Below are 13,253 nucleotides of genomic sequence, written 5' to 3' on the forward strand. Positions count from 1 at the left end.
CGACCGCCGTCGCGCCAGCGCAGGCCAACGAGACGGCGCTGCTGCTTTCGGCCGCCTTCGGCACGCACGGCTCGCTGTATCAGGCGATGGCGGGTACGGCCTCGGCATGGCACGCGATGTTTGCCGGTGCGCTGGGCACCTCCGGGGCGAGTTACGCGGCGACTGAGGCGTTCAACGCTGCAGCGGCGCTGTAGCGCGACGGAAAACCCGACTTCCTCGTGGATGCGTCTTTGGTCGGTGAACGCCGAGCTGAGCCCTCAGGGCTGATCTCTGGGCGGACGGTCATGGGCGTCCTCCATGACCTGCTCGGTCGGAGCCGTGCACGCGGCGAAAGGACCTTGTTCTTCCATGGTTGAGTACGGAGCATTGCCCCCGGAGATCAACTCCGCACGGGCCTATGCCGGGCCCCAGTCGGCTCCGCTGACCATGGCGGCAGGAGCCTGGCAGGCACTGGCGGCCAATCTGGAGAGCAACGCCGTTGCCTTGAATCAGGCGATCATGTCTCTGCTGGGCGGCGGCTGGCAAGGCCCGTCCTCGGCGATGATGGCGACCGGCGGGGCAGAGAACGTGCGCTGGCTCTTTCAGGCCGCGACTCAGGCCCAGCAGACGGCAGTGGCGGCAGAGCAAGCCGCGCTGGCGGTCGAGGCCGCGCACGCCGGAGTGGTACCGCCCCCGGTCATCGAGGCCAACCGCAACCTGCTCCAAGCACTCATCGGCTCGAACTTCATGGGCGTGAACTCCGGTGCGATCGCGGCCTGTGTCGCCGCCTACGACGAGATGTGGACCCAGGACGCGACGACGATGTACGGGTTCAGTGCCGACGCCGCCGGCATCACCGGCATGTTGGTCCCGTTCATGCCCCCGGCGCCGACGGTCAACCCCGGTGGTGTCGCCAGCCAGGCCGCCGCGGTGGCGCAGGCCGGCGGCACAGCGGCCGGGCAGGCGGGCCAGAACGCGGCGACGGCCGGGCAGTCGGTGTCCAGCATGGGTGGCGACTCGACCTCCTCGATCATGACGATGGCGCCGCAGTTCATGAGCGCCGTACCCCAAGCCCTCCAAGGCTTGGCTCAGCCACTCATGGGCGGCATGGGCATTCCGCTCCAAGGCCTCGGCGGTTTCCAGTCGCTGATGAGTCCGTTCATGAGCATGTTCAGCAACCCCGCGATGGGGGGAGTCGGCGGCACGGGCGCACTGACCTCGGCGGCGTCTTCGCTGACCGGCGCCGGGGGATTGGGCGGCGGAGGCTTCGGCGGTGGGGCAGGGGCGCTGTCGGCGGGCTTGGGCCGCGGCGGCAGCCTCGGCGGGCTGTCGGTCCCGGCCACCTGGGCGGCCAGCGCCCAATCCGGGGGCTCCGGCGCCGCCCCGATCTCCGCCACCGGCGGTGGGGGTGCCAGCGGCGCTGCGCCCGCAGCGGCCAGCGTCGGCGGCGGTGCAGCCCCCATGGCGGCCATGGGAGGCCGGGAGAACTCGTCAGGCAATGGAGCGTCCTACGGCGCGCCGGTGCGCGTGCTGCCGAGACCACGCTGACCGGGTGCGGCGGAAACCGAAGGGGGTCGGGAATTCAATTTCACGAAACTTTCTAGGCGCGTTGCTATACATCGCGCCCGCGGGACACGATTAACCAGTCCGGCAAATGGCCAGCATTTCAACCGAGAAATCAGGAGCAAACCGATGTCCTTTATGACCGACCCGGCCGCGATGCGCGATTATTCCGGCCGTTTCGCCAACCACGCCACCAATATCCACGCCGACGCCCAGAAGGCTTACGCCTCGGCCGAGAACATCTCGGGCGCCGGCTGGAAGGGCGATGCCAACATGACATCGCTGGGCACCATGGAGGAGATGATGCGGGCGTTCCGCAACATCGAGAACCAGATGACGTTCGTCAGTGACAACCTGCGCACCTCGGCGGACACCTACGAGCAGCAGGAACAGGCCAACGCCGCCGCGCTGAAGTCCTGACCGAACCCCATTCCCGAATCATCTCCAGAAAAGGAACCGCACAGCATGAGCATCAATTATCAGTACGCGGATGTCGAGGCCCACGGTGGCCTGCTCGAGGCTCAGGCCGGACAGCTTGAGGCTGAGCACCAGGCCATCCTCAAGCACCTGAACGAGGCCTCGGAGTTCTGGGGCGGCGTCGGTAGCTCCGGTTTCCAAGAGTTCGTCACTGAACTGAACCGCAACTTCGCCGTCATCTTCCAGGAGCTGCACAGCCATGGCGGCAAGGTAAAGACCGTCAGTGGCAACACCGCCCACACCGACAGCGGTGTCGGCGGCACCTGGTCGGTCTGAGCAGGACCGACGAGGGGGTGCGCTCCCGCCGCTGAACGTCGGGGCGGGCGCACTGCCCACGACACCCAGGGCGGCGCAGCTCGTCTCGATCGGCACCGCTTGAGCATTCGCGGCGGCACCCTCGGCGAGGGTGCCGCCGCTTTCAATTCCGGCCCCGACACGACCCCGGTCCCTTGACGAGAAGGACACGCGCACAATGATTCCTGCGAGAAGCAGCACTCCAGTCGCCGACGTGACAGTCAACCTCCACGGCATGTGGATGCTTCAGGCCATGCTCGACATCGCCACTGTCGCGCCGGAACTGAGCACCGTGCCCTACGGGGCGCCGCGCGACAGCACGTGGTTCTCAGGGGATCCCCGCATCGAGCAGCTGCAAAGCGCGGGTGTGGTGGGCCAGGACGGACACGTGATCCCCGAGGTCGCCGCGCGGATGCGTGTGCTGGGCGCCCCTGACGTGGAAGTCGCCATCCTCATTGCGCGCGGCGCACTTTCATGGAAGGGACGCATCGACGTCACCGACCCACAGACATGGCGGCGCGACATCCCAGAGAACCAACTCCAAGTCGTGCTGGCCCGGCGTGACGGCAAGTGGGTCTCCGCGGCGCGGGCCGGCGACGACATCACGATCGACGACGTGTCCTTCGACGGTAAGTCAGCAGCGTGGCTGTCTGAGGTCATCGTGGATCAACTCAACGCCCTGCATCCGGTCAATCCCTCACGTATCGAGGCGATGAACCTTCCCTACGAAGACATCTTGACCGCGGCCTCGCAGCGCGCGGCCGCTCCGGCGGGGCCTGAACGCGACATTCCGCTGCGCTCGCTGGGCATCCCGCCGGCTGCGTTGGCCGAGTTGGGCGCTCTCCTGGACGAACCGGTCACCGAAGCCGTGATGTATGCACGGGCGCACAGCGATGCGCGCCAGATCAATGGCGCCACCTCGATCAACATCCGCGACACCGACGCCGGCCGGGTGGCGCTGTATCAGATGCTGGCCCCGCGCGGTTCCACCCAGGACTGGATGGTCATTGCTCCTGGCTCTGCCAGTCAAATTTTGCAGGGCATTCACACCGTACTGAGCAGAGTAAATGTGCGGGACTGGGAGAGCCACCAACGGTTCCTGTGATAGCGGGAGGCGCCCGGCAACAGGTGTACCGAACTTTCTCGCTTGGGCGTAGTTAACAGGTAATTCGCGGCCCTACGATTGCATCATCACGTCTTATCGAGCCATTGGGGTGGTTGTATGAGCATGGACCCGGAGTTCGCCGCGCGGTACCTGAGCGAGCAGGATCCTGACGAGGGTCCTCCCGGTCGAAGCCTCGACCAGGAGGCCGATATCGGCGCGGAACCGCAAGCACCGGCCCTCCCGTCGATGTCCGAGCCGCAGACTCCGCCCTATCAGCCGGTGCCCGACTGGGAGACCACACCGACAACGGCGGTCGTGCAGCCTGTGCCCGGCACTGCGCCCCCGACCCCGCGGCCAGCCGAGGAACGACGGCCGCCAGTGGGCATGCCCCAGGCCGGGCCCCAGGCCACGGGCGTGGATTATCGCGATCCCAATCCGCGTGATCTGCGTGGTGGGACCGGTTCTGGCGGGGAAGCCGCCGCCACCAACTACGCCGAAGACCCGCGCCAGCAAAATCCCGCCCCGGCTCGGCCGTTCGCTGGGCCTGCTGACTTCCAGGCGCTGTCCGGGCCGATGGCAGCCGTTCCAGCCGAGGCACAGGACTTCTCTCGCGGTCCTGCGCAGGCGCACCGGCCCACGTCGCAACCCGTCGCAGCGCAGCCCTTCGCTGCACAGCAGCCTCCGTGGCCGCAGTCCGCGCAAGGCTACGCGGTGGCGCGAGGCGAACTTCAAACGACATGGGATGCCAGTGGGTCCAGCTTCGACGACTCGTCGAACGCTCCGGCGCTGCGCGTGGAGGACGTCGTTGCGGCGCGCAAGTTGCCGCCTGAGATGGGTTGGCGCAAGACCGTTTATGTCGGCTCGGGCAAGACGATCAATCTTGGGGCCGGACCCGCAGAACAGCGCCTGCGTGACCAGATCGACCTGATCACCACCAACATCCCCGGCAACTACTTGATCGGGGTGGTGTGCGTGCGCGGGGGAGTCGGCAAGACCCGCATCGCCGCAGGCGTCGGAACCGCCTTCGCCAAGTACCGCACCGAACCCGTCATCGCGATCGACGCCAATCCCACCTACGGGGCGCTGGGACGTGTCATCGACCCCACCGCCACGGCCTCCATCCGAGATTTCCTGGCGGACAACAACCTTCAGACGTACCCGATGGCGCGCCACTACACCGGCAAGAGCAAGCCCGGCCTGGAAGTGCTGGGCGCCAATCAGAACGTGGCCAATCCGTTCGACCTGACCCCTCAAGCCTTCGGCGCGTTACTCAACCGGGTGCGGCGGTTCTACCAGCTGGCCATCATCGACTGCGGCCCCGAAATCGAGCATCCGGTCATGCAGGAGGTTCTTTCCAGCGTCGACTCACTGGTGATCGTGGGCACGATGAACTACGACGGTGCCGCCGCCGCCGAGACCACCATCAAGTGGCTTGCCGCCCGCAGCGAGTACCAGTCCCTGCTGCGCCGCTCGGCGCTGGTGCTCAACGACGTATACAACTGCGCCGACAAGGATTTCATGGCCAAGGTGCGTGAAACGATCGGTCAGCGCGTAGGCGGGGTGACCGCCGTCCCGTGGGACGAGCACCTGCGTGACAGCCCGCAGCTGGATTTCGATGCGCTGCGCCGCAGCACCCAGTACGCCTATCTTGACCTGGCCGCGTGGCTGGCGCAGGGCTTCCGCAGCGGACGGACGGCGCTGCGGTGACCTCGGTTCGTGATGCCACGGCGGCGACCGGGGTGGGTGAAGAACAGGAGCAGCTGCGCCAGGTACTGGTGGCCGTCATGGTCAGTGACGTGCAGATCGGTGTGCGTCTCGACGCCGCGGCCGCGATCGGTGTGCAGACACCGGCGCTGGTCGACCTGCTCAACAGCCATCTCAACGAGATTGGCAAACCACGACTTTCGACCCGTTCCGGGGACGCTGGCTCGACCCGCGGCCGGTGGGCGCTGTGCTGGGTCGACGGGACACCGCTTAAGCCCAAACGCTCCCTGAGCGAGCAGGGAGTGCTCGACGGCGCCACGTTGTGGCTGCGCTTCATCGACGACACCGAGACCCGGATCCCGGTCATCGAGCACGTGACGAGCGCCATTCCCGCCGAGCTGCGCAAGCGCTGGCCCTCGGTGACCCCGGCGTGGGCGGCACGCGTCGGAGTGGTTCTGCTGGCGATCGCCATGGCACTGGTCGCCGCCCTGCTGCTGCGGTGGCGCTACGGCCACGATGACTGGATCGCCAGCGAGGCGGGCGGCGTGTGCGCCCTGGTGCTCATCGTCGCCGCTGCTGTCACGGGACTACGGTCGGCTCGCAGCCGGCGTGCGGCCGGTGATCCGCGCAATGCCGAGCCTGATCGCGCGGAGACCTTGCGGGCCGAGCTGTTCGTCGCCGACACCTTCCTGCTGCTGGCTGCCGCGACGACCGCACTCGCGGCGGCGCTGGCCATTCCCGGCCCCCTGGGCGCTGTTCACACCGGATTGGGAGCGGCCATCACGCTCGCCGCCGCGATACTCATCGTGCGGTTCGCGGGCCGCCATATCGCGCTGTGCACGGCGGTGGTCGTCATCAGCGCGGCCACTCTCGCGGTAGGGGTCGCCCGCATGCTGCTGGTGACTTCTGCGGTGACCCTGCTTGGCACCGTGCTGCTGGTGGCCATCATCTGCGTCAAACTCACGCCCGGGTTTGCGCGCATGCTGGCGAACCTGCGGCTGCCGGTGTTCCCGTCGGCCAGCGGACGCTGGATCTTTGAGACCCGGGCCGATCTGCCCAGTGCCGTCGTGGTGCCCAGCGGGAACGCTCCGACGCTGGAGGGTCCGGAGTCGGTGCGCAACGTCATCATCTCGGTGGACCGCGCGCACAGCTTTCTGACGGGTCTGCTTGCCGGATTCGCGATCCTGCTGGTGGTGTGCGCGACCGGGCTCTGCGATCCGCACACCGACCGGCGTTGGCTGCCCGTGGTGGTGGCGGCCGCCAGCGCCGGGGCGATGCTTCTTCACGCTCGCTCCTACACCGACCGGCGGCAGTCGACGCTGTTGGCGGTCATGTCAGTCGCCATCGGACTGACGGTCCCGATCCGCTACGCGGTGGCCGTGTGGTCACCGGCAGCCCTGCTCATCGCCTGCGCCGCGATGCTGGTGCTGACCGCCGGCGGGCTTGCCCTGGCCTCGATCATCCCTTCGCACTTCTACAGCCCGATGTTCAAGCAGATCGTGGAGTGGGTGGGCTATCTGCTGCTCAGTGCGCCGTTCCCCCTGACGTTCTGGCTGATGAACGTGTTCTCGGCTATCCGGTACCGCTCGTGAACCGCGCGGCGGCTGTTGTGGTTCGCACCACCACGGGCGCGCTGGCGGCGGTGCTCCTTGCCTTCGCGCCGGCATTGGCCACCGCCCCCACGGTGGGAGCCGTGGAACGGCCGACGATCGATCCCGGGGCCGTGCCGCCTGATGGCCCGCCCACCCCGCCTGAGTCGATGAAACAGGGTGCCTACTGCCCCCGCGTGGGCACGCTGCCCGATACCGATTACCGCGTGCAGCCGCGCTACATGGACATGCTCAATCTCGCCGATGCGTGGCAGTTTGGCCGCGGGGCCGGCATCACGGTCGCGGTCATCGACACCGGGGTCAACCCCCATCCGCGCCTGCCCAACCTTGTCGGTGGCGGCGATTACGTCGTCGACGACGGCGACGGACTCCAAGACTGCGATGCGCACGGAACGATGGTGGCGTCGATCATCGGGGCCGCTCCGGCCGACGGCAAGACACCTCTACCGCCGCCGCGAGAAACGCGCCGCCCCGACACCGTTCCGACCTCGGAAGCCCCGCCACCGCCGCCACCGCCACCACCACCGCAGACGGTGATCGTTCAGGTGCCGCCACCACCGCCACCGCCACCACCGCCGGACGCTCCGCCGGCAGCCTGGCAGCACAGCGGCGGCGGCGTGCTGCAGGTCCAACCGGTCGACTTTCCCGGGCCTCTGCCGGTTGACGATCCGCCGCCACCATCTGCGCCGGCAGCGGTGATTCCGCCACCGGACGCCTACAGCGGGATCGCACCGGACGTTCAGATCCTCTCGATCCGGCAGTCCTCTCAGGCGTTTAGCCCGGAGAACTCCTTCGGCAACCAGGATCCGGTCACTCGACGCAAAGCTGGGGACATCGAATCGATGGCCCGTGCCATCGTTCATGCCGCCAACTTGGGCGCCAAGGTCATCAACATCTCCGAGGTGTCCTGCATGAGCGCCCTGGACGTGATCGACCAGCGCGCCTTGGGTGCGGCGATCCGCTACGCAGCGGTCGACAAGGATGCGGTGATCGTCACCGCTGCAGGCAATACGAGCAACAACGACTGCAAACAGAACCCGATCTACAACCCGTTGCACCCCAACGATCCACGCGACTGGGATGGTGTGAACACGGTCGTCACCCCGGCGTGGTTCTCCGACTACGTCCTGACCGTGGGAGCCGTCGACGCGGACGGCAATCCATTGACCGACCTCAGCATGGCCGGGCCGTGGGTGTCGATCGCGGCACCGGGGACCAATATCGAGAGCCTGTCCGCGCGCGACGATGGTCTGATGAACGCGGTCGAGGGCACCGACAAACAGTTGGTTTCCCCTGCCGGAACGTCCTTTTCGGCCGCGGTCGTCTCCGGTGTCGCCGCCCTGGTACGTCAGAAGTATCCGTCGCTCACCTCACATCAGATCATCAACCGACTCATCCGCACCGCGCGGCCTCCGGCCCGCGGCGTCGACAACCAGGTGGGCTACGGGATCGTCGATCCGGTCGCCGCCCTGACCTACGACTTGCCCGACGGTGATCCGCGGCCGCCGGACCGCATCGCCGAGCCGCTAGTGCTTCCGCCGCCGCATCCGGAGCGCGACATGTCGCCGGTGTGGATCGCGCTCGGCGGAATCGGCGCGGTGGCATTGCTCGCGGTCGGCGCCATCGGGGTCGCGGCGATCGTTCGGAACAGGGGGACACAGTGAAATCGGCTTTCCCATTGGGGCTCAGGGTGACCTGGTGGCGCGTGATCGTCGCCTTCGTCGTCACAATCGCGCTGTTGTCGCTGGGCACTCACCTGTGGCACGGGCCGGTTGCGTTGGCGGTGCCGATCGCGGTGGCGGTTCTCGTCGACCTCGCGCTGCTGGTGACGTGGCGTCAAGAAACGTTGGGCGCGTTGGGACTTCTCCGAATCACCAAGCGGCGCGCCACAGCGTCGGTGGTGGCCCCGGTATCCTCGCATCGGCCGCGCTGGACCACCGAGGAGGCGGCCATCCGCGGTGACGAGTTCGAGGCGCTCGCGGTCGTCGCCGTCGACGGCCCGTCTCACACCCCGTCGGTCCTGGATCATCATCAGGTCCAGTCCGGGGTGATGCTTCCCGTGGGTGTCGTCGCTCGCGCCGTGCAGCAGTTCGACGTCGCCCTCGCCGGAATCGACATTCATAGCGTCGGTCGGCGCCGGGCCAGTGACGACCACCATCACTACGCCGCCACCTACTCGGGAATCGTCGCCGACTACGGAGCGGTAGGTGAGCGCAGCACCTGGTGCGTGCTGCGGATCCGCAGCCGCGATAACGCCGGCGCGATCGCTGCCCGCGACTCGGTGGCGGCGACACTGCTGGCGTGTGCGCGGCGGCTAGCTGTCGAGCTGGGTGCCCACGGCTGCCCCTCCCGACTGGTCGAACCCGCCGAACTGGCCGAACTCGATGCAGCCATAGCGGGACCGCTCGCCCATGGGGCTGTCGCGCAGTGGTCAACCCTCGTTCATCCCGCCGGCGCGGTGACCAGTTACTGGATTTCGCCGCCGGACATCACGACCGCCACCCTGGACCGACTGTGGGCACCGGACACCGATGCCACGATGACGACGATCCAGCTGCGTCCGGGCGAGGACGGATCGGTGTCGGTGGGAGCGCTGGTGCGCTACTCGACGGCGGGCAAGCTCACCGAGCCACCGTTGCGGGGGCTCAACCCGCTGTCCGGTCAGCAGGAGCTGGCACTGCGGGCGACACTGCTGGAGCCGGCCGTGCCGGCCCTGCAGCTGTCCCACCGTGAGCTTGGCGACGGCGAGAAGCTGCGCGCCCCCATCGGTGCAACCGGGATCCTGATCGGCACCACGGCCAAGCACCACCCAATGCTGGTTCCCCTCGGAGACGCTCGACCGGGCAAGCGCGCGTCGGTGACCGTCGCCGGGGAGCTGGCTCTGCTGGTGCAGATCGCTCAGCGTGCGGCGGCGACCGGTTATCGGGTCGCCGTCGTCACGGGCCGCCCGGAGCGGTGGCGCAGCGCTCTGGCCCCTGGCCTCCGGGTGGTCAGGGAAGTGCCCGCCGAGCTGCCCGACAATGGGCGCGCGATGATGGTGGTCTATGACCACGTCGGCACTCCAGGCAACCACCCCAGCGCCGCGGTTACCGTGCGGGCCGTCGAGAGGGGAACAGCGAGCGTGGCCGATGTGCACCTAGAGCAGGACTCCAACAGCACCGCCGTCATTCGGACGGCCGAGTTCCGCTACCGGCTTCACATCAACGTCCAAAGTGAGCGCAATGACATCGCCGCCGCTGCCCGGCGCGTGGCCTGATCGCGAGCTGACACCACAACCTTCGGAAGGGACACCGCGGCGATGACGAGCATTCAAGCCACCGATGCGGCTCGCACGGCGATGACTAGAGGTCTGTTGGCCTCGGGGATCAATGTCGACGGCGTGATGGCCGGCCACAACCCGGCCGTGGCGGCTGAGCAGTTCAAGAAGGCCACCGCCATGGACCCCGGTTTCTGCGACGCGTGGTTGGCACGGATCGTGGCCGGCGACGACAGTGTCGGGGTCGTCCAGGCAGCATGGGATGCGCGCGAATCGTACGGGTGGGAGATTCACCGGCTCAACCTGCGCGGAACGGCCTTTCGTCCGATGGTCTCCGATGGGCTGTTCCTGCGACTGGAGGTCACCTCACGCGATGCGCTGCGGGCGGCACTGGCGGTTGCACTCATCCGCGAGAAGCGCTTCCCGGAGGCAGATGCGGTGCTGTCCGAGCCCGCCCCCACCGATCCGTTCGATGCCGACTCGTACGCCTACGCCCGCGGGCTGCTGCACTTCCAGGCCAAGCGCTGGCCCGACGTGCTGGCAGCCTTCTCCGACGACCGGGTGTGGCGGCTGCCGATCTATGGTGTGGCGGCTGCGGCGATGGCATCCACCGCTCTGGCCTCCCTCGGGGTCTTCGAAGACGCCTACCGCCGCGCCCAAGAAGCCGCCAACAGCGACCTGGCGCCAGCCGCCACCACCGTGGCGCTGTACACCCAGGCCATGTGCCTGCGCCACCTCGACAAGGCCGATGACGCCAATCAGCTTCTCCGGCGCGCCTATTCACGCGACCCGCAATTCGCGCCGGCCCGCGAAGCCCTCGACGATCAGACCATCCGTCTCGTTCTGACGAGCCCCGAGGCCATCGAGACGCGCACCAACCCCTGGGATCCCGACAGCGCGCCCTCAAAAGAAGCAGCGGAGGCGGCCAAACACTCCGCCGAAGCAAGCAAGCTGCTCGCCGAAGGTGACGCCGAGCTCGACGCGATGCTCGGGATGGAGGCCGCCAAACGCGAGGTCAAGCGGATCCGCTCCACCACGAAGGTCAACCAGCTGCGCGTCAAGGCCGGCTTACCGGTGCCGGTCAGCTCCCGCCACACGCTACTTCTGGGCCCCCCTGGAACCGGCAAGACCACGGTGGCGCGCTCACTGACCAAACAGCTCTGCGGACTGGGCGTCCTTCGCCGGCCAACCGTCGTCGAGACCCGACGCTCCAAGCTGCTCGGCCGGCACATGGGTGACGCGGAAAAGAACACCGAGGCCACCGTCGAAGGGGCGATGGGCGGGGCGCTGTTCATCGACGAGATGCACAACCTCTACGAGACCGGTTACTCCGGCGGCGACGCCTACGGCACAGCGATTTTGGAGACACTGCTGCCGTACCTCGAGAACGATCGCGCCGAGCTGGTGGTCTTCGGCGCAGGCTACCCCAACGCGATGGACCGCATGCTCACCGCCAACCAGGGCCTACGGCGTCGGTTCCCGACCGTGATCCGCTTCGAGTCCTACACACCCGAGGAGCTGTGGCAGCTCACCCAGCTGATGGCCGCCGAATACCAGGATGTCCTCGCCGGAGACGTCGAGGCGACGCTGCGGCCGCTGTATGAACGGTATTACCTGCAGGAGAACAGATCTCCCGACGGAGACGTGATCCGTGGAACGGACTGGCTCGGCAATGCGGGGTTCGTCCGCAACATCGTCGAGAAGGCGCGCGACCACCGCAACAACCGCGTCGACAACGCCGACCTTGACGCCCTCCTGGCTCAGGACGACCTGCTGACCGAAGCGCAGCTACTGCCCTTCCAAGAGCTCATCGCCGAAGACGTCGCCGAAGGCGTCGCTGCGGCAGTGTCGGACGCCCAATCCGACCAGACACCCCCCTCATAAGGGATCAGTTCAACGCATGAACGTCGTCGTCGTGTCGAGTGTCGAGGCGAACCGGAACGACTCAACGCCGGAAACTAGCCACGCCAGTGCCATCTGATATAGCACCGCAACGCCGCGATCACCATGAGGAACCATGAACTTTAGACGACGCAACTGCCTCGACCTGGGCGACCTGGTCTGCGGCAACCTCGGCTCCGACACCCCCGGGCCCGACCAACAACCCAGATACTTCCCCTACCGCTCCAGCTACTACCTGACCGAATTCTTCGAAGAGCTCGGCACCGACTGGACTCACGACGGAACCACCCGCAACTGGTGGGTCGCCGACATCATCGAAAAGATGCTCGCCCAACCCCACGAAGGCCCCGCCCACCCACCAGAGTTGTTCTGCCGGTTCATCGACCAACTAATGGACCCCGGCGACGCCCTCAACGAAAGCGCCGACCGCACGAACGCCCTCGGCCAACTCAACGACGTACTGCGCAAGGAAGGTTTCGAGGCCTTCCGCGGCGAAGACGGCCACTGTTACCTGCGCCACGTCGGCTCGGACACCGTGACCGTGTTGCAGGTGAACCCGCATCGGCCTCTCACAGCCGTAGAAAACCAGCGCCGCACAGCTCTGATCGCCTACCTCGACACCTGTAGCGAGGACCAACTCATCGAGGACGTCCTGCTGCCATTGTTCCGCCAGTTAGGATTTCATCGCATCACCGCCGCCGGCCATAAGGACAAGGCACTCGAATACGGCAAAGACATCTGGATGCGCTACACCTTGCCGACCCAGCACCGGCTCTACTTAGGCATTCAGGTCAAGAAGGGCAAACTCGACGCCTCCGGGGTCACCAAGGCAGGCAACGCCAACATCGCCGAGATCCACAACCAAGCCCTCATGATGCTGGCACACGAAATCTTTGACCCCGAACACAACAAACGCGTCCTCGTCGACCACGCTTTCATCGTCGCCGGAGGCGAAATCACCAAAGCCGCCCGCAATTGGCTCGGCAACGCACTGGATGCCTCCAAACGCAGCCAAATCATGTTCATCGACCGCGACGACATCCTCAACCTCTACGTCGTTACCAACCTGCCGCTCCCAGACGACGCAATGACCAAGACCGACCACCCCTGGACCACAGGCTCCGACGAACCACCCTTCTAATCTGAGAGACGCTTCACTACAACATCTTCGGCGATAGACGCCGTCGACCGCCTCACCTTCGGGGGCACCATCATCGAAACCGGCACCAACTCCTACCGCCTCGCTCACACCCGCAACCAGAACGCCGGCTGATCGCGTGGATCAGGCCACGTCCGTCATGGCACCGTTTACCTAATACGGTCATCGCCGAATCATGCGCGAATCTGCCCAGAAACAAACGAC

At 66.9% G+C, this 13,253-nt stretch carries 11 protein-coding genes; all 11 read left to right on the forward strand.

Annotated elements, in window-relative coordinates:
• The coding region (locus ACVWWN_RS00005; protein WP_457142073.1) for a PE family protein at window positions 1-194 on the forward strand (194 nt) is incomplete at its 5' end.
• A 154-nt stretch (window positions 195-348) separates the two neighbouring features.
• Window positions 349-1,527, forward strand: coding sequence for a PPE family protein (locus tag ACVWWN_RS00010; protein ID WP_457142074.1), 1,179 nt, complete (start codon window positions 349-351; stop codon window positions 1,525-1,527).
• Between the two features lie 144 nt (window positions 1,528-1,671).
• The gene (locus ACVWWN_RS00015; protein ID WP_457142075.1) at window positions 1,672-1,962 is read left to right on the forward strand and encodes a WXG100 family type VII secretion target; all 291 of its coding nucleotides are present in this window, start codon (window positions 1,672-1,674) and stop codon (window positions 1,960-1,962) included.
• Between the two features lie 45 nt (window positions 1,963-2,007).
• On the forward strand, window positions 2,008-2,295 hold the full coding sequence (locus tag ACVWWN_RS00020) for a WXG100 family type VII secretion target (protein WP_457142076.1): 288 nt from the start codon (window positions 2,008-2,010) through the stop codon (window positions 2,293-2,295).
• Between the two features lie 232 nt (window positions 2,296-2,527).
• Entirely contained in the window at window positions 2,528-3,418 is an 891-nt protein-coding gene (locus tag ACVWWN_RS00025; RefSeq protein WP_457142077.1) for an ESX secretion-associated protein EspG, read from the forward strand.
• A gap of 117 nt (window positions 3,419-3,535) precedes the next feature.
• A complete protein-coding gene (locus ACVWWN_RS00030; RefSeq protein WP_457142078.1) occupies window positions 3,536-5,125 on the forward strand; it encodes a nucleotide-binding protein in 1,590 nt (529 codons plus the stop codon).
• Complete coding sequence (eccD, locus tag ACVWWN_RS00035; protein ID WP_457142079.1) at window positions 5,122-6,714, forward strand: type VII secretion integral membrane protein EccD; 1,593 nt, start codon at window positions 5,122-5,124, stop codon at window positions 6,712-6,714. The genes ACVWWN_RS00030 and eccD overlap by 4 nt, the downstream gene beginning before the upstream one ends.
• Window positions 6,711-8,396, forward strand: coding sequence for a type VII secretion-associated serine protease mycosin (gene mycP / locus ACVWWN_RS00040; protein ID WP_457142080.1), 1,686 nt, complete (start codon window positions 6,711-6,713; stop codon window positions 8,394-8,396). Before eccD ends, mycP begins: the two co-directional genes overlap by 4 nt.
• A 26-nt stretch (window positions 8,397-8,422) precedes the next feature.
• Window positions 8,423-9,988 (forward strand): type VII secretion protein EccE, encoded by a 1,566-nt coding sequence (gene eccE / locus ACVWWN_RS00045; protein WP_457142081.1) that lies wholly within the window; start codon window positions 8,423-8,425, stop codon window positions 9,986-9,988.
• Window positions 9,989-10,030: 42 nt separating this feature from the next.
• A complete protein-coding gene (gene eccA, locus ACVWWN_RS00050; protein ID WP_457142082.1) occupies window positions 10,031-11,872 on the forward strand; it encodes a type VII secretion AAA-ATPase EccA in 1,842 nt (613 codons plus the stop codon).
• Window positions 11,873-12,005: 133 nt separating this feature from the next.
• The gene (locus ACVWWN_RS00055) at window positions 12,006-13,031 is read left to right on the forward strand and encodes a hypothetical protein (protein ID WP_457142083.1); all 1,026 of its coding nucleotides are present in this window, start codon (window positions 12,006-12,008) and stop codon (window positions 13,029-13,031) included.
• Window positions 13,032-13,253 lie beyond the last annotated feature (222 nt).

It is taken from the genome of Mycobacterium sp. URHB0021, assembly GCF_054057895.1.